General features: G+C 31.1%; 18 protein-coding genes and 1 riboswitch. Of the genes, 16 read left to right on the top strand and 2 right to left on the bottom strand.

Annotation, left to right across the window (positions count from 1 at the left end; translation table 11 throughout):
* Positions 1–22: 22 nt before the first annotated feature.
* The 6 genes from JOC47_RS07790 (at position 23) to JOC47_RS07765 (ending at position 5494) form a co-directional block, all read left to right on the top strand.
* Positions 23–349 (top strand): STAS domain-containing protein, encoded by a 327-nt coding sequence (locus JOC47_RS07790; RefSeq protein ID WP_204701497.1) that lies wholly within the window; start codon positions 23–25, stop codon positions 347–349.
* A gap of 212 nt (positions 350–561) precedes the next feature.
* Complete coding sequence (locus JOC47_RS15905) at positions 562–2976, top strand: alpha/beta fold hydrolase (RefSeq protein ID WP_204701496.1); 2415 nt, start codon at positions 562–564, stop codon at positions 2974–2976.
* 96 nt (positions 2977–3072) lie between these two features.
* Positions 3073–3960 (top strand): HNH endonuclease, encoded by an 888-nt coding sequence (locus JOC47_RS07780; RefSeq protein WP_204701495.1) that lies wholly within the window; start codon positions 3073–3075, stop codon positions 3958–3960.
* A 10-nt stretch (positions 3961–3970) separates the two neighbouring features.
* Positions 3971–4201, top strand: coding sequence for a metallophosphoesterase (locus JOC47_RS07775; RefSeq protein WP_204701494.1), 231 nt, complete (start codon positions 3971–3973; stop codon positions 4199–4201).
* Positions 4198–4815, top strand: coding sequence for an ATP-binding protein (locus JOC47_RS07770; protein ID WP_204701493.1), 618 nt, complete (start codon positions 4198–4200; stop codon positions 4813–4815). The genes JOC47_RS07775 and JOC47_RS07770 overlap by 4 nt, the downstream gene beginning before the upstream one ends.
* Positions 4816–4939: 124 nt before the next feature.
* Positions 4940–5494, top strand: coding sequence for a helix-hairpin-helix domain-containing protein (locus tag JOC47_RS07765; protein WP_204701492.1), 555 nt, complete (start codon positions 4940–4942; stop codon positions 5492–5494).
* A 95-nt stretch (positions 5495–5589) separates the two neighbouring features.
* On the opposite strand, the gene JOC47_RS07760 is transcribed toward JOC47_RS07765, so the two are convergent.
* Positions 5590–6024 carry a hypothetical protein gene (locus tag JOC47_RS07760; RefSeq protein ID WP_204701491.1) on the bottom strand — a complete coding sequence of 145 codons (435 nt, stop codon included), beginning with the start codon at positions 6022–6024 and terminating at the stop codon, positions 5590–5592.
* Positions 6025–6179: 155 nt separating this feature from the next.
* Between JOC47_RS07760 and JOC47_RS07755 the strand changes: the two genes are divergently transcribed.
* The 10 genes from JOC47_RS07755 (at position 6180) to splB (ending at position 18403) form a co-directional block, all read left to right on the top strand.
* Entirely contained in the window at positions 6180–6671 is a 492-nt protein-coding gene (locus JOC47_RS07755; RefSeq protein ID WP_204701490.1) for a protease complex subunit PrcB family protein, read from the top strand.
* A 47-nt stretch (positions 6672–6718) separates the two neighbouring features.
* A complete protein-coding gene (locus tag JOC47_RS07750) occupies positions 6719–6919 on the top strand; it encodes a hypothetical protein (protein ID WP_204701489.1) in 201 nt (66 codons plus the stop codon).
* A 72-nt stretch (positions 6920–6991) separates the two neighbouring features.
* Positions 6992–7125: riboswitch (Lysine riboswitch) on the top strand.
* 70 nt (positions 7126–7195) lie between these two features.
* Positions 7196–8755, top strand: a complete 1560-nt coding sequence (locus JOC47_RS07745; protein WP_204701488.1) for a Na+/H+ antiporter NhaC family protein — start codon at positions 7196–7198, stop codon at positions 8753–8755.
* Positions 8756–8905: 150 nt separating this feature from the next.
* On the top strand, positions 8906–9604 hold the full coding sequence (locus tag JOC47_RS07740; RefSeq protein WP_204701487.1) for a vWA domain-containing protein: 699 nt from the start codon (positions 8906–8908) through the stop codon (positions 9602–9604).
* A gap of 109 nt (positions 9605–9713) precedes the next feature.
* A complete protein-coding gene (locus JOC47_RS07735) occupies positions 9714–12470 on the top strand; it encodes a UPF0182 family membrane protein (RefSeq protein ID WP_204701486.1) in 2757 nt (918 codons plus the stop codon).
* A 114-nt stretch (positions 12471–12584) separates the two neighbouring features.
* Positions 12585–13622, top strand: coding sequence for a hypothetical protein (locus tag JOC47_RS07730; RefSeq protein ID WP_204701485.1), 1038 nt, complete (start codon positions 12585–12587; stop codon positions 13620–13622).
* A gap of 35 nt (positions 13623–13657) precedes the next feature.
* Positions 13658–14713 carry a M42 family metallopeptidase gene (locus tag JOC47_RS07725; RefSeq protein WP_204701484.1) on the top strand — a complete coding sequence of 352 codons (1056 nt, stop codon included), beginning with the start codon at positions 13658–13660 and terminating at the stop codon, positions 14711–14713.
* The gene (locus JOC47_RS07720; RefSeq protein ID WP_204701483.1) at positions 14704–15744 is read left to right on the top strand and encodes a M42 family metallopeptidase; all 1041 of its coding nucleotides are present in this window, start codon (positions 14704–14706) and stop codon (positions 15742–15744) included. Before JOC47_RS07725 ends, JOC47_RS07720 begins: the two co-directional genes overlap by 10 nt.
* 458 nt (positions 15745–16202) lie before the next feature.
* Positions 16203–17201 carry a M42 family metallopeptidase gene (locus tag JOC47_RS07715; RefSeq protein WP_204701482.1) on the top strand — a complete coding sequence of 333 codons (999 nt, stop codon included), beginning with the start codon at positions 16203–16205 and terminating at the stop codon, positions 17199–17201.
* Between the two features lie 188 nt (positions 17202–17389).
* Positions 17390–18403, top strand: coding sequence for a spore photoproduct lyase (splB, locus tag JOC47_RS07710; protein WP_204701481.1), 1014 nt, complete (start codon positions 17390–17392; stop codon positions 18401–18403).
* Between the two features lie 319 nt (positions 18404–18722).
* Here splB and JOC47_RS07705 read toward each other — a convergent pair whose 3' ends face one another.
* Entirely contained in the window at positions 18723–19289 is a 567-nt protein-coding gene (locus JOC47_RS07705; protein WP_204701480.1) for an LNS2 domain-containing protein, read from the bottom strand.
* Positions 19290–19850: the final 561 nt, after the last annotated feature.

Genomic DNA, 19850 nt, shown 5'->3' with positions numbered 1-19850 from the left:
TAAACTATGGGAGGAAATGATGATGATAAAGTCTAATTTAAGATGGGACTTAAATGAAAATGATGGTGTAGTCGAGGTGTCATTAGCAGGAGATTTAGATTCTACTAATGCGCTTGATTTTTTAAATCAGTTGAGAAATTACATGAAAAATTCAATTAATAAATTAGTCTTTTTAGTTGAAGGCTTAGAATATATTTCTAGTGAAGGAATTAAAGCGCTTTTTTATGCTGGCGAAGAAGCAGAAGTCGATGCTAAAATTGTCTTAAACAATAATGATAACTTTATCAGTGATTTGATTAAAGAAACGGGATTAGACGATTTATTTATTATTGAAAGAAGAACTAAGTAATCTATAATCTTAATCAATTAAAATAAAATTGGAATGTTGCTCCTGTTTAATTTAAATTCTGGGTTTAGGTTGTTAAGAATAATAAATGAGTATCTCATAGCTAAATAAGTTGAGTAGCAAAAAAGCTTCAGGGTAATCCTGAAGCCTTTTTAGGTTTATTAATTATTTTTCCTTTGTTTTGATTTTCAATTTTTTTAAAAGGCGGGGTTAGTGTGAAAAATAAAATTATAATTATTTTTATTATCTTATTTATAATCTCTTTTTTAAAATCTCCCGTATTAGCTAATAATGACTTACTTGATTTTAGTCAAGAATTAGAAATTAGAGATAAAATTTATAAAAGCACTTATAATTGGGGTGACCAAACAGTAGATTTTAATCAAATCTTGCCTCTCAATGACGGTTATATAGTAGTGGGGCGTCAACGTAGCAAACAGGGAGTGTTAATTAAATTAAATAATGATTTAGAGCGAATTTGGAGTTTGTCTTTTTCTTCAGTTTTACATGATATAATTCAATTAAAAAATGATCAGCTGTTAACAATTAGTACTCATCAAATAATAAAATTAGACCAACGTGGTCAAAAACAGTGGAGTAAAAGGTGTCAAGCTGATTTTAGGAGTCTAGAATTACTTGCAAATGGTAAATTTGTAGTGGCGGGTGAGAAAAGAGGGCAGGGATATTTGGCCCAGTTTTCAGCTGCGGGAGAGAAAGAATGGAGTCAAACTTATACCGAATTTAATCAAAGTATATTAAAGGCAGTGATTCAGACTAGTGATGGGGATTTAGTTGCAACTGGAGGAATCATTAATTCTAAGGATTGGCAGGTGGATTCTAAAGCATGGATTATCTGTGTTAATAATAAAGGGATTAAAAAGTGGAGTAAAACAATTAAGCGACCTAATGCTTGGGATGCGTCTTTTTCAGCAGTGCAAGAAACAAGGCAACAAGAATTAATTCTAGTAGGGGCTGATGGTTATTTAGTAAAATTAAATCAACGAGGAGAAAAGATTTGGACTCGTACTTATCCTGGCTTTACTGTTAATTATACTAGTATCCAGGAGAGTAATAATGGCTCTCTAATTGCTGTGGGACAGCAATCTGTAGGGCGCAGTTATGGTGGGGGAGCAAATGATTATCCGTATTTAGTAGTATTCGACCAATCTGGAGACCTAATGCAGGAGAAGGTATTTAAAAATGCCGTTGAAGGTGGATTGAAAGATATTATTAAAGTTAAAAATGGTCACTATTTAGCGGTTGGAAGCGCTCAAGGGCAGTCTGCTGTTCATAATACTCATGGTTTTTTAATTGAGTTTAATGTAACTGATACTCAGCATAAAAAGTTAATTAAGCCTCCTTTAAATAACAGTAACTTTATTGATTATCAAGCGCAAGAAATAACACTAGATTTAGATTTGTTGTCATTGTCAAATGAGGTATTAACAGAGGTACAATTACAACCGTGGACTGATTATTATCAACTAAAAGAATTAGCTCCTTTAGGTAGTACTTGGGAACAGGCAGGAGTGCCTATAATTTTAATCCATGGTTTTCAAGCTAAAGCAGTAACTAAAAACGATTATGAGCAAGCACTTAAATTTGTTTTTGGGCAGTTAGTTAAAAGAATTGTCCAAGATTCTAGGATAGATGCTAATGAAGTCAGGGTTTATGGTTCTATTTGGCCTACGAAAATGTATAGTATTGAAAAGAACGCTCGCTCTCTAAAAGAAGCTATTAATCAGAATCAAGATTTAAAATATCGTGATGATATTATTATAATAGCTCATAGTATGGGAGGGATTTTAGCGCGCTCTTATATCGAAGAATTTGGTGGTGCTCAGCATGTGCAGCGTTTAATCACTATTTCTACTCCGCATCAAGGAGTACCCTCGACATTAGTCTATAATTGGACGCGGTCTAATTTTTTACAAGGGATGGTTAATTTTTTGGCTGATAATCCTTTAGGATTTGACTTTTCAGGGTTAAGAGATACTTTTGCTACTGAATATTTTTATCAACTAACTACATTTCAAGAGCAGTCTAAGTTTGAAAAAAGACTTAGCAATACTTTTTTAGAACAATTAAATCAGAATTTTGCTTATTATTATGATCGTGGTCTTTATAAATTAATTGCTGCTGATGCTGCAGGTGATGAAAATATTACATTTATGTATGACCTAGTAGCAGATAATTATGCTGGAGTACAGAATGATGGTTTAGTAGCTACTGCTAGTGCTTTGTTTTCAGAAGAATATTCAGGAATTGTAAAAAAAGCTAGTCATGCTGCGATTACTGAAGATGAAGATGTAATTGAAGCTATAATTGACGATTTAGATGATTTGATTTATCATTTGCAATTAGATTCAGAATTATTAAGGAAAAATGAAGCTATAAAAGTAGAAATTTATAAAAAAATTGGAGAAGATAAATTTAGGATTTTCCAAAAAGTTGTGAAAGATGAACAGTGGAGTACAGCTAATAAAATTAAAGAGTTGACTTTACAGGGCTGGATTGAAACTACTCAACTAGGATTATCAGGACAAAATTGGGTTGAAATATATGTAGTTGATGATGCTAAAGAGAGATTAATTACTAGCTATAGTATCAATAGTAGCCAAGCTCAATAATAGTTTATCGATTATTGTTGAAAGAACTAAAGGGCTTTGATATAATCAAGGCAGTTTAATAGTTACAGGACTAGGAAATGACCAAGGAGGAAAAAAATGATTGCAATTACACCCACAGATATAGATTGGTTTCAGTTTTTGAAGAAACGGCTCAATTTTCAAGTGATTAATTTTTGGACTGATACTCCATGGAACCCGCAAAAACTAAATTTTGGTGATAAATTTTATTTTTTATTGCGTTCTCCAGTGAGAAAGATAGCGGGGTATGCTGACTTTTATTATTATCAGAATTTAACAATTAGAGAAGCTTGGCAGAAGTTTGGACGTGGTAATGGAGTTAATAGTTTATATGAGTTAGGTACTAAGGCTACTGGAGATAAAGAGCCTGATTTTAATACAGAAATTGGCTGTATTGTACTGCAAAATCCTGTTTTTCTTGATGAAGATGATTATTTTTATCCGGCTGACTATAATTTATCTTTTTCAGATGCGATAAGTAAACATAAGTATTTTCCTCAGCGAGATAAGATTCATTTTGAAAATGATTATCAGCAGGTCGGTTTTTCTTTTTCATCAATTAGTGCTGATGAGGAGTATCAATTTAATCAAGCTCCGCAGACTAGGGGGCAATCAGAGTTTCGTCAAAATTTATTCAGGTATTATAATAATCAAGGGGTAATTACAAAAGAACATAATGCAGAATTGTTAGATGCAGTTCACATTCATCCTCATTTGACTAGCAATCGCCACCATCCTAAAAATGGAATTTTATTACGTACTGACTTTCATAAGTTATTTGATGAAGGATTAATTACTATTACCCCAGGGTATCAGGTATTAGTGGCTTCGCAATTAGAGTCTGATTACTATCATGAGTATCATAATAAAGATATTTATTTGCCGGATGACCATATTTTTTATCCTGATCAGCAAGTATTAGAATTTCATAATCGTTATATATTTAGAGATAATTTTAAATCATGAGGGGGATTTGATGGCGGCTTTAAAATTCATCCATGCTGCAGATATACATTTGGGTAGTACTATTCAATTACCACAATTAGATATTTCTAAACAGCAGGAAAAATTATTAGAAAAAGCTAATTTTAATGCCTTTGCTTATATAATAGAAACAGCTATCTCGCAAGAGGTAGATTTTATAATTTTAGCTGGTGATGTTTATGATCAACAACAGCGTTCTATTAAGGCTAATCAATCCAATTGAATGATGAAACTTATCAAGAGATAATTCATGATTTAAAAGCACAAAAGAAGATTGAGCAAGGTCGGCAAAATATAAAACCATTAGCAAAAAAATATGCTCAAAAACGAGCTGCTTCTTTTATTTTAGATAAAGTACAGAGAAGATTTATTAATAAAGTACAATCTGAAATGTTGGCCCCAGCGAGTGATATCTTAGCCAACTTAACTCAAGGGGAATATCAAGAAATTATGCCGCATAATAATTTGAATAAGGTAGACTTTAAATTGAAGACCGAAGATGATCTTAGAGCAGAAACGATTGTTGATTTAAGTCGCGGAACATACGAACAGCTATTTTTAGCAGTTAGAATGAGTCGAATTGCTGAAATAGAAACCAATTTACCAGTTGTTTTAGATGATTCACTAGTTAATTTCGATTTGTTTCATCAACAGCAGGTAATTATAGAGCTAGAAAAATCAGCTCAAAATCAGCAAATTTTTATTTTGACTTGTCACCCGCAGTTGATCGAATTGTTACAAGAACAAAGTAATAAGGTTCAGTATTGGCAATTAGAAGAAGGGCACTTTAATTTAACAACAGCAGATGAGTTAATTGATCATCTTTCTCTAGTTTAAGAGAGAAAAATAATTATTTAGACTCTAGGGTTTGAATTTTTATTTATTTATCCTATAATAAATATAGGTTACTTGGTTATTCAATATTTTTCCTACCAACTATTTAACTGAGGAGGAAAAAAACATGGCACAAGTAAATGTTAATCAGGCAGATCAAAATCGATTAACTGATTTAGAACATGTTGGCCCGGTATTAGCAGAAAGAATAGCTGATTATCGCCAAGATAATGATGGTTTTGTAGACCTAGATGATTTAAAAAATGTTAAAGGTATTGGAGACAAATTATATTCTGATATTAAAGCTGACAATCAATTAAAATTAAGTCCTACTGCTGAAACAAATAAGGGAAGAATTGAAGAAGAAAATATAGAAGATACTAAAGTCAAAGAAGCAAAAATAGATCTTGATATTCCACCGGCTGAAAGAATAGATGAGCTAGAAAAAGATTGGGTTGATGAAGAAGAAAAACTAAGTACTGTAGAAGAAAAGTCAAGAGAAGAACATTGTCCAGCTCTACGGAGTTGTCCTGTTTATAAGGAAGAGTATTGTGAAGGTAATTATGAAGAGTGCGCTCGTTATAAGATAATTTCTTCATCATTAAATTCTAGTCATATTCCGGAAATATTGTTACCAACAGAGAAAGAAAGAGCTGATGCAATATTAGAAAACAATTTATAATCTAGTTATAAATACTCAGATAAAAATATAAAATCAAATAGAGATTAAAACAACAGGTCTCAGTTAACTGGGACCTGTTGTTTTACACTTATAATTTAGTTACTACTACTGCGGTATTCATTTAAATCAACTACTTTATCTCCTTGGTTATTGCTAGGATCATTTTTTTTGCTCTTATTAGCTTTTTTTATTTTTTTATTAGTACTTGAGCGATTAAAAGATAAATCATTTAATTGCTGATATAATTCTTTTTCTTCAGCAGTTAAATTTTCTACTAAATTTTTTTGCATTTTTTGTTCTTTTTCTTCAATACTATCTAGTAATGATTGTTGTTCAGGAGTTAAAGATTGATATATTTGCTGGTCTAATATATTTTCAAAGTTAGATTTAGCAGTAATCAATTCTCCTAATGTCCAACTGCCTGCTACTAATTGTTCTAACATATTAGCATGATTATCGCTTTTTACAGTAGCAATCATTTTATTGCACTTAAAATTTTCTTCACCTAAGTTAATTTCGATTTTATCCATAATAAAACCTCCTTGATATTGTGAAATATGACTTTCGACTCTATAATTATAACATAATTAACTATTATTTTTAAATAATACTCATTGATGCAAAAATAAATTTATATTATAATAGTGATAGAATGTAATGGAAATCTACTGAAAGGGGGCAAGATATGAAAGCCAAAATTATGATTTCATTTTTAATTTTAAGTTTAGCTCTGACTGTTATTGCTTGTAATCCACAATTAAAAAACAAAGGAACTTTAATCTATAAAACTTCACAAAAAATAGAAGGTCAGTGGCGGCAGGATGAATATCCAGATGCTAGTGAATTTGTGACTATTACTCCAGATAATATTCAACAGAAAAAAACGGAACTAAGAAATATTGATGGTTTGTCTTTAGATGACGGCTTAGCAGTTTATGTGGCTTTAGGTGAGTGTCCAACTGGTGGTTATAATATTCAAATTAGAGAGATTAGAAAAGCGGACCAGACTTTAGTGGTCACAATTAAAGCTATTAGTCCAGATCCTGAGAAAATGGTAACTCAAGTAATTACTTATCCTTATGATTTAGTCCGTTTATCAGCTTCAGAGGTGCAAGAAGTAAATAAAGTTTTATTTTATACAGTTGCTGGGGAAAAAATAAAAAAAGAAGAAATTTAAAGTATTATTATTTCTTCTAGAACAAATAATAATAGCAGGGGGATAAAATGAAATCTCAGCATCTAATAAGTGTAACACCAACAACCTATGAGTTATTAGAGCAAATAGCTCAAAATAAAGGGCAAACAATTAATGAAGTAATAGGGCAATTACTCAATCAACATCATGAAATGGTTGATTTGGCAACTGGTCTCGATACTGTCCCTTCTATTTTAGTTAATCAATTAGATATACCTTCTGGCTCATAAAAAAGAATTACAATTAATTGTTGAACTATGTCATTTTATTTGTTATACTTCACAGTAGCGATTAAAATTCAATATTAATGTAGAGGTTGCAGTTATCAAGAGTACTGAATGCGGAAAGGGATAACTGCCGAAACAGTTATGAACTGTTGGGGTTATGTTGAATAGGCATAATACTGTCACTTAATTAGTGGAGTGCTATTTTTAATTTAATCCCTTAGTGAAAGCACTAAGGGATTTTTTTATGCCTAAAAATAATACAGAGGAGGATAATTAATAATGGATACTTATGGATGGTTATCAATTTTACCACCGTTGCTAGCAATTATTTTAGCTTGGAGAAGTAAAGAAGTTTTGGTTTCATTGTTTGCCGGAGTTTTTGTTGGTGCTACTTTATTGGCTAACAACAATCCTTTAATTGGCTTTATGAAAACTATTGATACTTATTTAGTTGGTGCTTTAGCTGACTCATGGAATGCAGCTATTTTATTGTTTCTAATTACTTTATCAGGTATGGTAGGAATTATTACTAAGTCTGGTGCAAGTCAAGAAGTGGCAGATTTCATTGCTAAGAAAGCAAAGTCGGCTAAAAAAGCTCAGGTTTCAACTTGGTTTATGGGGTTATTAATTTTCTTTGATGATTATGCAAATAGTTTAATTGTAGGGACGACAATGCGATCAATTACAGACCGATTGAAAATATCACGTGAAAAGTTATCTTACATAGTTGACTCTACAGCTGCTCCAGTGACTAGTATGGCTTTAATTTCTACTTGGGTTGGTTATGAAATGGGCTTAATTAGAGATGCTTTTACAAAGTTAGGAATTGAGCGGAATATTTATGCTACATTTATTCAAAGTATTCCCTATCGTTTTTATAGTATATTAGCAATATTTATGGTGTTAATTATTGCTCTGAAGAACAAAGATTTTGGACCAATGTACGAAGCAGAGAAAAGAGCTAGAACAGAAGGAAAGGTATTAGCTGATGATGCTAATCCTATGGCTTCAGATGAATTAACAGATATGGAAGGTAAAAGTGACCATAGAATGAAATGGTATGATGCATTTATGCCGATTATTGGAGTTATTGCTGTTACTTTAGTTGGGTTATGGTATAGTGGCGGTGGCATGGAAGCAGGAGTTACTATTCGTAAAGCCTTTAGTGAAGCAGACTCTAGTGTTGTCTTGTTGTGGTCATCTTTTTCTGGAACTTTAATTGCTGGACTGTTAGCAATAGTTAAAGGTAAATTATCCCTTGATGAAACAATGGAAGGTTGGATTGATGGTGCCAAGGCTTTAGCTACAGCCTGTGGAATTTTGATTTTAGCTTGGGCATTAGGTGATGTTATTGAAAAGTTAGGTACAGCTCAATTTATTGTTAATACAACTAAAGGATTTATTCCACCATTTATGGTACCAACTATGATGTTTATTATTCCAGGAATTGTAGCCTTTGCTACAGGAACTTCATGGGGTGCTAATGCAATTATTATGCCGATTGCAATTCCAATGGCAGTTAACTTTGGTGCACCTTTATTACCATCGATTGGAGCAGTATTAACTGGTTGTGTCTTAGGAGATCACTGTAGTCCAATTTCTGATACGACTATTATGTCATCTACTGCTTCAGCAGCAGACCATATTGATCATGTTAAAACACAAATGCCTTATGCTTTAACTGTAGGTGGAGTAGCAGTAGCTTTTGGGTTTTTACCAGCAGGTTTAGGGCTACCATATTGGGCAGTAATTCCAATGCTAGTTTTAGGAATGATAACTTTATACCTTATTTTAGAGTTATTTGGAAAAGAAATCCCAGAAGGTGATGGAGGTAATTAAATAATTTAAAATAGAAGATCATTTAAGGTGAGAACTAAATTATTTGGTTCTCACCTTTTTATAATTAAGTACAGTTAAAACTTAGTCACTTATGAACATATCATATTAAAAAAATATATCATAATAATTAGAAAAAGGAGGGGTTCTAAAATGAGATTAAAACAAAACTTAACTTTAGGTATATTAATTATAGTATTAATTTCGGGAATATTAACTATTAATATGTTAAATATATTATCTTTCTCTAAAGAAGAGAATCCAGAATTTGGTCGAGAAATAAAAGTTAATAATCAACAACTAAATATTAAAGAAGACAGTGCCTTAGAGATAATTTGGGATGTATCTGGAAGTATGTGGGGTGAGATAGACAATAAAAATAAAATTACTATTGCTAAAGAAATATTAGAAGATATTTGTGGAGAATTATCTACTAATGTTCATTTAGGGTTAAGAATCTTTGGCAGTAAGAATAATAAGGGGAATTCCTTTTTAGTATTAAAACCTGCCCCTAATAACAATCAACATCTTTTGAGTTATTTAGCTAAAGTTACTCCTGCGGGAAAATCACCTATTGGGGTTAATCTTTTATTAGCTAAAAATGATTTAATAAAATTTCAAGGTAAAAAACACATTTTATTAATCACTGATGGAAAAGATACAGGTAAGATGATGCCAACTAAAATAATAAAAAAATTAAAGCAAGCAAAAATAAAGACTCATATTGTCCATGTAGGAGAAATCAATAAAATTAATCAACTACAATTGAAAACTTTAGCTCAATTGGGAAATGGAAAATATTTTACTTATTTTGAATATCAAGAAGTCGTTCCGACAATTAATTTAGAATAATTACTAATTAAGCAGGAAGAAATAAGATTTTATAGAAATAATCCATTAAGGACATAAATTTTGTTAATAAAAAATCAGTTGTGCTATTTTTTAAAGGAGGTTTTAAATTATGAGTAAAAAATTTAAATTTATATTTGGAGCATTAGTAATAGGTTTCTTTATAATTAGTTCTTTTTTAAGTTTTGGAGTAAATCTTTATACTGACTGGTTATGGTTTGAAAGTGCTAATTTCAGCAGTGTTTTCAAAACAATTATTAGTACTAAAATTCTTATGCGCTTAGTAATATGGATGATCTTTTCCTTGTTTTTATTACTTAATCTTTACTTTACTAAAGATAAAGTAATAGAATTATTAGAAAATGCAGAAGAAAAACAACAAGAAGAAGAGAGTACAGTAGTAGAGTTGAATCAACAAGAAAATAAGTACACCCAATTTTTATCACCGCAAAGGCTAAATATTATTTATTTGCTTATTAGTGCAGTGATTGGATTTGTATTTAGTAGTATTAGCTTAGATAGTTGGAAGACTATTTTGAAATTCTTTAATGCTACTCCCTTTAATATGACAGATCCCTTGTTTAATAATGATCTTAGTTTTTACATTTTTAAATTGCCATTATTTCAGTTAGGATATCAGTTGTTTTCTTTCTTAATTATTTTAACTGCTATTATTGTGGGAGTTATTTACTTTATTACTAGTAGTGGTAATTCAGCTTTGAGAAAAATCAGTTCTAGTCATAAAGCTAAAAACCACTTTTCAATTTTAGCTGCTTTATTCTTTGCTATTAAAGCTTGGGGTTATAGATTAGATATGTTTAATCTACTTTACTCTGACCGAGGAGTAGCTTTTGGAGCTAGTTATACAGATGTACATGCTCAAATTTTAGCATTAAAAGTATTAGCAGTTGTTTCATTAGTTTTATCATTATTTATTGTAGTTAATATTTTTATTAAGAAATTTAAATTAATTGCTATTGGAGTAGCTTCTTTAATTGTAATTTCAATCTTATTAGGAAGTTTATATCCTGCTTTTGTACAACAGTATCAAGTAGAACCTAATGAATTGAATAGAGAAACTCCTTATATTAAACACAATATCAAACACACACAACAGGGGTATAATTTAGATAAAATTGTAGAAAAAGATTTCCCAGTTTCAGAGAATTTAAGTTATGAAAAAATTAAAAATAATGAAGCGACTTATAACAATATTAGGTTATGGGATCCCCGACCTTTAAAATCAACTTATAGTCAATTACAGGAGATTCGTTCTTATTACACTTTTAATGACATTGATGTAGATCGTTATGAAATTGACGGGGAGTTAAGACAAGTAATGCTAGGAGCACGAGAATTAGACCAAAAATCATTTGCAAATCAAAGTTGGGTCAATAAACGATTAAACTATACTCACGGTTTTGGAGTAGCTATGAGTCCAGTTAGTGAAAAAACACCTGGGGGAGCACCTAAATTTACAATAAAAGATATTCCACCACAAAGTGAAAAAATTGATATTACAGAGCCACGAATTTATTATGGAGAGCAAACAAATGAATATGTTATTGTTAATACAAAAGCACAAGAATTTGATTACCCAGAAGGTAATAAAAATAAATATACTTCTTATCAAGGAGAAGGAGGAGTTAAATTAAGCAATTTATTAAGAAAGATTAGCTTCTCTATTAAATATGGAACTTTAAAATTATTCTTAAATAATGATATCACATCTGAAAGTCAATTAATGTTTGACCGTAATATAAAACAGCGAGTTAAAAAAGTAGCTCCATTTTTAGAATATGATAGTGATCCTTATGTAGTTGTAGCTGATGGACAATTATATTGGATTCAAGATGCATATACTACTAGTAATATGTATCCTTATTCTGAACCACAACGATGGGGTAATTACATTAGAAACTCAGTAAAAGTTGTTACTAATGCTTATTCTGGACAAATGAAATTTTATATAGTTGATGAATCTGATCCTATAGCACAAACTTATAAAAAGATTTTCCCAAATTTATTTTTAACTAAAGATAAAATGCCACAAGAGATCAAGAATCATTTGCGCTATCCTGAAGAATTATTTAAGATACAAGCAAATATGTATGAAAAATATCATATGAAAGATCCAAAAGTGTTTTATAATAAAGAGGATATGTGGGAATTACCTAAAGAAAATTATGCAGGTCAATCTATTAATGTCGAGCCTTATTATACACTCATGAATTTGCCGGATGATAAAGAAAAAGAACGGTTCTTAACGATGCTACCATTTACTCCTAGAAATAAAGATAATATGATTGCTTGGTTAGGTGGTAAATCTGATGGAGAACTAATCATGTATAGATTCCCTAAAAGCAAATTGGTCTATGGACCGCGGCAAATTGAATCAAGAATTGACCAAGAATCAAGTATTTCTGAACAATTAAGTTTATGGGACCAGCGAGGTTCAAGTATTATTAGAGGTAATTTATTAACTATTCCTATCGATGAATCAATTCTTTATGTAGAGCCAATTTATTTGCAATCAGACCAGAGCAAATTACCTGAATTAAAAAGAATTATTGTTGCTTATGGTGATCAAGTAGTTATGGATACAACTTTAGATCGAGCTTTACTCCGCATCTTTGGAGTTGAAAATCCTGAGGAAATATTAGAAGAGGATGAACAGCAGCAAAATGTTCCAATAGGAACGCTTAATAATCAATTGCTTAATGACTTGATTTCAACTTATGAAGATGCTCAAAGTGAATTGAAAAAGGGAAATTGGGAAAGTTATGGTAATAAAATTAATGAATTAGAAGAGCTTATAGATGAATTACGAGAAAATAATCAAATAGAAAGCAAAGAACAGTCACAATAAAAATTACCACAAAGAACAGAGAGTTGTTTTACTCTCTGTTCTTTGTTATAATTTAGGTGTTGTATTTAAATCAAATCATTTATGCTAGAACATAAATAAAGGGCTGATTAAATTATGGACTCAGAAAAAATACAAGTAGTTGCAGATACACTAGAAATAGATAATGCTTCTGCAGAAATGGCTTTAAAGTTAGCAGAAGGTGATTTAGATAAGGCCTTAAAAATGGAACAATATGTTGATAAAAAATATTTAGTAATTCAAGGAAAGTTTAATTTTGGGGGCTATAATAAATATTATGGGTTATTCCTTTTAATTGCTGATGGCAAAGAAGGAGAAATTCTTAAAACTGAAGTAGTTATTAGTAACGAAGCTGAAGATACTAATATTAGTTTAAGAGTTGATAGTAATGTATTTTTAAAAACTATCAAACAAATAGATAATGATAACCCAAAGCAAGCTAGTAAATTAAGACTATTATTTACTGACCAAGTTAAAGCAGCAAAATTATTTGAGTTTCTAGATCAAGCTAAAAATAATGATATTAGTGGTATTACTCAAGCCCTTAAAGTTAGATTTGAAGATAAAGTAGAAGAAGAGGTAGAGTTGCGATTACGTGCTAAAGCAAAAACAGAAACGCAATTAAAGAAAATTCATCCTGAATTTTTTGAATCTGATGAAAACAATGAAGTGGAAGATGAGGAAGAGGATGGAGATGGTAAACTAGGGGTCAATATTACTCTTAACTGTATTCCTATTGTATCGCCTACTTTTGGTTATAAAATAACTGATTTAGATGTTGGTGATGAACTATTAGTTAAAGTAGTTGACCAAAGAGAAATGGGTCAATATCTAAATAAGTTATTAAGTAGTGACGTAGGAGCAGTAGCAGGCACAATTGAAGGAATTAACTATAAGGAAAAATCAGAACGCTATTCAGTCTTAATGCGTCTTAGTTCTAATGTTTATGGTAAGATCTATATTGAACCGGAAATTAAATTAGCCACTCCTAAATCTGAGCAAGAAAAAATGGAGCGACTACAAAAGGCTGATGAAAAAAAAGATGGAGTTTTTAGTAATGATTTAATAACGATTATGCTTTTAGGTGGATTAATTCTTGTTTTATTAATCATTATTGCTAAACTTTATTTTTAATAATCAATAATATTACATAGATAGAGGTGAAAAATATGAATGATAATGTTGAAATATTAAAGCAATTATCTGAAACAAATGGTGTTTCAGGTCATGAAAAGAACATAACTACGCAGGTAGAAGATATTTTGAAAGAATATACAGATGAAATTAAATATGATAATTTAGGTAATCTTATTGCCTGTAAAAAAGGTTCTGAACAAGATGGACCTAAGGTTATGTTTGCTGCTCATATGGATGAAATAGGATTAATGATTAGTGATATTGAAGATGAAGGTTTTTTACGATTTACTTCTGTGGGGGGAGTGGACCAAAGAACTTTAGTAGGCCAAGAAGTAACTGTGTTAGGTCAAGAAGAACTACAAGGAATCATTGGGGCCAAACCTCCTCATGTACAAAGCGCAAATGAACGAAGAAAAGCATATAAAATGGACGATATGTATATTGATTTAGGATTAGAAGCAGAAGAGGTTAAGGAAAAAGTTAGAATTGGAGATGTAGTTACTGTTAAACGTGAATTTGAAGAATTAAAAAATAATCGCGTAACTGGAAAAGCCTTAGATGATCGAGCAGGAATTTTAGTAATGCTAACTGCTTTACAAGAATTAAAAAATATTGACCACAAGGCTGATTTATATACTGTAGCAACTGTACAAGAAGAAGTAGGTGTGAGAGGAGCAACTACTAGTACCTATGGTATTGTACCTGATATTGGAATTGCAATAGATGTTTGCCATGGTACTATGCCAGGAGTTAGTTCAGAAGATGCTGCAGAATTAGGTGGGGGGAGCGCCATTGGATTTGGCCCGCATGTTCATCCCAAGATGTTTTCTAAATTAAAAGATATTGCAGAAAAGAATGAAATTAAATACCAAGTAGAACCATCTCATACTCCGCGGGGAACAGATGCTTTTGCTATTCAAGTTACTAGAGCAGGAATTCCTACTGCTTTAATTTCTATTCCTTTGCGTTATATGCATACATCAGTAGAAACAATTAGCATGAAGGATATTAAAAGATCAGGAAAATTATTAGCTCGTTTTATTAGAGAGTTAAATGATGAATTTGTGGAGGGATTGCAATGCTTTTAAAGAAATTAACAGAAGCAATTAGTGTTTCTAGTCAAGAAACAGAAGTACGAGATATAATCAAAGAAGAATTAGCAGATGATGTAGATCAAATAACAACTGACGCTTTAGGTAATTTAATCGCCTATCAGCCTGGAGATGAAAGCAAGCCAACTTTAATGTTAGCAGCCCATATGGATGAAATAGGATTGATGATTACTGATATAACCAGCGATGGTTTGTTAAGTTTTAAACCGATTGGAAGTATAGATAAAAGAATGTTAGTCTCTAAAAAAGTAGTTGTAGGAGAAGATAAAGTGACAGGGGTAATTGGGGCTAAAGCTATTCATCTCCAAAAGCCTCAAGAAAGAAAAAAAGTACTAGATTATAAAAAACTATATATTGATATTGGAGCTAAAAATAAAAAGCAAGCTAAAAAAGCTGTTAACATTGGGGATATGGTTGGATTCACTACTCAATATCAACAATTAGGTGATAATACTGCTAAAGCTAAAGCTGTTGACGATAGAGTAGGATGTGCTACTCTAATTCAAATTTTAAAGAACAATTATGATTTTCCACTATATGGTGTCTTTACAGTGCAGGAAGAAGTAGGAGCCAGAGGAGCTACAGCTGTAAGTTATGATATTAACCCTGATCTTTCTTTAGTATTAGAAGGAACTACAGCTTCTGATGTGCCTGATAGTGAAGAGCAGAGCTATTCTACTACTTTGGGCCAAGGACCTGCCCTAACAATGCGTGATGGCGCTATGATTGCTAATAAAGACTTGGTTCAGCAGATAATAGAAATTGCTGATCGAGAAGAGATTAGTTATCAATTCAGAAAATCTACTCGCGCTGGTACTGATGGAGGAACTATTCATCTAACTAAAGAAGGTATTCCAACAGCTACTATTTCAGTACCTAGTCGTTATATTCATTCACCAGCATCATTAATTAATTTAAATGATTTTCAAAATACAATTAAATTAGTTGATCAATTCTGTCAAGAATTGGCTACAGGAGGTTTAAGCAGTTGCAAAATAATGATGTAAAATTATTCAAATCAAGGCAAAATACTTTTTAATTTGTTGCTTAAATATAGGGTATCCTATATTTAAGAGGTGATAGAATGAAATATTTTAAAAGCTATAAAAAATCAATCTAAAATATTAAAAAGGAAGGTGGTGAAAATCCTGCTTATAGCAAAGACTATGCATATTCTAGATACAGGAAAAGGTTGTTGGAAATCGCTTAATAATTATAACCTGATTGAAAGAATTAATTTTCCAATAGTTTAGATAGGGCAAAGCACCACATAGAGAAAGGACTTTGCCTAGAATTTGAATTTTAGGGACGGGTAACACCTGTATCTTTCTAGTACCTTAATATTGTAAATATTAAGGGCAGTAGGGAAGATTATAATCAAGCGATTATACCTAACACAATCTAATCCTGTATGATTGTGGTCTATGTATAGTTTTGCATAGATTTTCATAAGCAGGTTTTAACTATGAAAAACTTGATTAAAAAATTAGTAGAAAGTTATGGACCATCTGGAGATGAAGAACAGATAAGAGAAATAATTAAAGCAGAAATAAAGGATGAAGTAGATAACATAGAAACTGATGCTTTAGGAAACTTAATTGCACTAAAAGAAGGCAAGAAAGATAAAAAAGTTATGCTTGCAGCTCATATGGATGAGATCGGATTAATCGCTAATCACATTGATGAAGATGGATTTATCAGGTTTGATAGAGTTGGAGGAATTAGTCCTTATATGTTATTAGGGGCTCGAGTTTTATTTAATGGTGAAACGCCAGGAGTAATTGATAAAGAAGGACAATTAGATGATATTAAAAAATTAAATTATGATAAGTTATATATTGATATTGGAGCTACAAATAAAGAAGAAGCAGAAGAAAAAGTTACTTTAGGTGATACTGCATCTTACTATCGAGAATTTCAAGATTTAGGTACAAGGGTAACAGCTAAATCTTTAGATGATAGAATTGGGTGTGTGACTTTAATTGAAACCTTAAAAGAAATTGACACTCCAGAATATGATACTTATTTTGTTTTCACTACGCAAGAAGAAGTGGGTACTAGAGGGTCTAAAGTAGCTGCTTATAATATTGAGCCTGATTTAGGATTAGCTGTAGATGTTACATTAACTGGTGATATGCCGGAAGCTAAAAGAATGTCTGTTTCTTTAGGTGAAGGACCTGCGATTAAAGTTAAGGATAGATCTGTTTTAGCTGATCCTAAAGTTAAGAACTTATTAATTGATTTAGCAAAAGAAAATGAGCTACCATATCAATTAGAAGTACTAAAGTATGGTGGTACTGATGCAGGTAGCATGCAGTTAACTAAAGATGGAGTATTAGCAGGAGCAGTTTCTATACCTTGCCGTTATGTTCATTCTCCATCAGAAATGGTTGATATTGATGATGTAGAAAATAGTGTCAAACTATTAGCTGCTTTGTTGGATAATGAAATTAGTTTTCTGTAATTGAATATTTAAATAAAGATAATATTTTAAAGGAGTGTTGGGATTTTCCCCTGACACTCCTTTTTTATCGTTTAAGAATTATATTTTGACTTACAATTAATTATTAAAACTGAATTAAAATGAATGTTAAGACTTTAAATTACATAATCTAATATTAAACAAGCTAATTAATATTGGAGGCAATAAAATTGAAAAAATTCTATCCTAAACGTTTATTAATAGAGAAAGAAGCACTTAAATATCCATTAGGAAAAAAACTAGAAAAGAAATTTTTAGATGATGAGTTAAGTGTCGAATATATCAAATCGCATAATAGAGTTGGCCCTGAGGAACAAATGTCTCCGCTGCAATTATTTAATTGGGCCAAGGAAACATTAGTAGTGGGAGTTAAAAAAACATTAAACTTTAAATCATGCCAACCTTCTGCAGATTATAGATTAGTAACGACAACTAGTTGTCCAGGAAAGTGTGAATATTGTTATCTGTCTACTAATTTAGGTTCAGCTGTTTATCCTAGAATTTATGTCAATATTAAAGAAATACTCAAAGCAGTTAAAAAGCATATCCGGAAGGGTAGAGGAGAAATAGTTACTTTTGAAGCTAGTAGTTCTTCAGATCCTTTAGCAGTTGAACATTTAACTGATTCATTACGTCAAACAATTGAATATTTTGCTACGCAGCCTAAAGGTAGATTAAGAGTAGTTACTAAATTTGGGTTTGTAGATAATTTATTAGATGTTAATCATCAAGGTCGTACTAAATTCAGATTTAGTATTAATCCTGAATATATAATTAAAAATTTTGAACATGGAACATCTTCTTTAGCTGAAAGAATTGCTGCTGCAGCTAAGATTCAAAAGGCAGACTATCCTCTAGGTTTTATTATAGCCCCCTTAATTATGTATCCAGAGTGGAAAGAAGGGTATGAAGAGTTATTAACAACTTTAAAAGACAAATTAGATAATCCCCAAGATCAGCGATTAAGTTTTGAATTGATTCAGTATCGTTTTTCTACGCGGGCCAAAAGATTAATTGAAGCTCGTTTTCCTAATACTAAACTAAAATTAAATAAAGAGGATTATCATCACAAAGGATTTGGGAAATATGTTTATCCCAAAGATCAAGAAGAGGAATTGAAATCATTTATGGAAGAAAGAATAAAAGAGAATTTTCCTCAAGCAGAAATAGAATATTTTGTTTAGCTTAGAAAGGGGGGGATTAAAATCGAGGATAGTTATAAGGCGTTAGAAATTATTTCTACTGCCTTTAAGGTGTTAGCAATAATATCGATTATTTTTACATCATTTATCACTTTTGTTAATGTAGTGAATCAACCTGAAAATATAAACAGACAGAATTCTGCCTTTATAATTTTTAATAATTTATTTCCTATTTTATTTGGGATGTTTCAAGCTCTATTTCTCTATGCTTGTGGAGAAATAATTCTTTTGCTAATTGATATGAAAAATGATTTAAACTCGATTAATAAAAAGACAGAAGTGGGTTAAAACCCACTTCTGTTTAATCTAAATAGTAACTTATTTTTTCTTTTACATCTAGCCAACTTTCTACTCGAGGTATGTCTCCTTTATAGTCTTGATTATGAGTCATAGTCATTAATAAAACTGGAATATTTAATCGTTCTTTAATTGGCAATAAATTTTGTAAGCGATCATCAATAAACAACTCTATATTTTTTTCCTCACAAACATCAGCCTTTTGCTCACTATGGATTAATTCATCATAAGGGATATCATGTTTAGCCAACCATTCTGCTGTTAAATCTTTAAGCTCTGCTTCTCGAGCAGTAACTAAAATTATATTATAATTTTTTTCTTTTAACTCCTTTAAAACAGAAATAGATTTAGGTCGTGGAGGGACTTTACGAAAAACTTTCATTCCCCGCGAAGCCATAAAATCTTTGATTTCATTTTCAGTGATATCATAAGCCTTGGTAAAATCATAATCATTACTTTTTCTACCATCTAAATTGAAATAATCACATAAATGACGGTGCCAGATATTTTCTTCTCCTGTTCCTTCCGCAGTTAATACTGCATCAATATCAACGCCAATTGTTTTCTTCATTTGCTATCACCTCATAATTTAATGCTATTCTAGATTATACCATAATAATCGCTTAAAGTTAAATAGTATCTATATAAAGTGTAGCTTCTGAGATGGCTGAGCAAGCATTTCTTCGTTAAAAAATTTAGGATGATTCGTCTAAAATTCATTCAAGTAAAATCAATTTCACTTCATTAAGACTCATTAACATCCTAAATTTAATGCCACTACGAAAAACTTGCTCAGCCATCTAATGATAGTTTTACTTTAATAGTGAGATCAGGGACTATCTTATCAAGTTAGTTTTGTTTTAATTGTAATCTTTTGATTTTGACTAGTTATTAGCTAAATGGAAAACAAAACCAAAAAGCATAACCAAAAAATAAGCAATCCCAAAATGGTATATCCCTGCTCCCACACTTAAAGTAAGACTGCCTTGGATTGAGATAAAATTATTTCGTAGCGTCTTTAAATCTAGTTTGTAGATGAGTCTTAATGAAGTATAATAAGCTGTAATTTTGAAAGTTTAATTTCTAATTTAATTAAACTAAATTGCAGCTTATTATACGAATTTAGCCGAAT

Origin of the sequence: Halanaerobacter jeridensis (assembly GCF_016908315.1) — a bacterium.
In the GTDB taxonomy this organism is placed as follows: Bacteria; Bacillota; Halanaerobiia; order Halobacteroidales; family Halobacteroidaceae; genus Halanaerobacter; species Halanaerobacter jeridensis.
This window is presented reverse-complemented; position numbering and strand designations above follow the sequence as displayed.

What these genes read in the sequence shown, in the direction of transcription:
- JOC47_RS07790 (WP_204701497.1), top strand. Translation starts at nt 23, where the DNA reads ATGATAAAGTCTAATTTAAGATGGGACTTAAATGAAAATGATGGTGTA.
- JOC47_RS07780 (WP_204701495.1), top strand. Translation starts at nt 3,073, where the DNA reads ATGATTGCAATTACACCCACAGATATAGATTGGTTTCAGTTTTTGAAG.
- JOC47_RS07775 (WP_204701494.1), top strand. Translation starts at nt 3,971, where the DNA reads ATGGCGGCTTTAAAATTCATCCATGCTGCAGATATACATTTGGGTAGT.
- JOC47_RS07765 (WP_204701492.1), top strand. Translation starts at nt 4,940, where the DNA reads ATGGCACAAGTAAATGTTAATCAGGCAGATCAAAATCGATTAACTGAT.
- JOC47_RS07760 (WP_204701491.1), bottom strand. Translation starts at nt 6,024, where the DNA reads ATGGATAAAATCGAAATTAACTTAGGTGAAGAAAATTTTAAGTGCAAT.
- JOC47_RS07755 (WP_204701490.1), top strand. Translation starts at nt 6,180, where the DNA reads ATGAAAGCCAAAATTATGATTTCATTTTTAATTTTAAGTTTAGCTCTG.
- JOC47_RS07750 (WP_204701489.1), top strand. Translation starts at nt 6,719, where the DNA reads ATGAAATCTCAGCATCTAATAAGTGTAACACCAACAACCTATGAGTTA.
- JOC47_RS07745 (WP_204701488.1), top strand. Translation starts at nt 7,196, where the DNA reads ATGGATACTTATGGATGGTTATCAATTTTACCACCGTTGCTAGCAATT.
- JOC47_RS07740 (WP_204701487.1), top strand. Translation starts at nt 8,906, where the DNA reads ATGAGATTAAAACAAAACTTAACTTTAGGTATATTAATTATAGTATTA.
- JOC47_RS07735 (WP_204701486.1), top strand. Translation starts at nt 9,714, where the DNA reads ATGAGTAAAAAATTTAAATTTATATTTGGAGCATTAGTAATAGGTTTC.
- JOC47_RS07730 (WP_204701485.1), top strand. Translation starts at nt 12,585, where the DNA reads ATGGACTCAGAAAAAATACAAGTAGTTGCAGATACACTAGAAATAGAT.
- JOC47_RS07725 (WP_204701484.1), top strand. Translation starts at nt 13,658, where the DNA reads ATGAATGATAATGTTGAAATATTAAAGCAATTATCTGAAACAAATGGT.
- JOC47_RS07720 (WP_204701483.1), top strand. Translation starts at nt 14,704, where the DNA reads ATGCTTTTAAAGAAATTAACAGAAGCAATTAGTGTTTCTAGTCAAGAA.
- JOC47_RS07715 (WP_204701482.1), top strand. Translation starts at nt 16,203, where the DNA reads ATGAAAAACTTGATTAAAAAATTAGTAGAAAGTTATGGACCATCTGGA.
- JOC47_RS07705 (WP_204701480.1), bottom strand. Translation starts at nt 19,289, where the DNA reads ATGAAGAAAACAATTGGCGTTGATATTGATGCAGTATTAACTGCGGAA.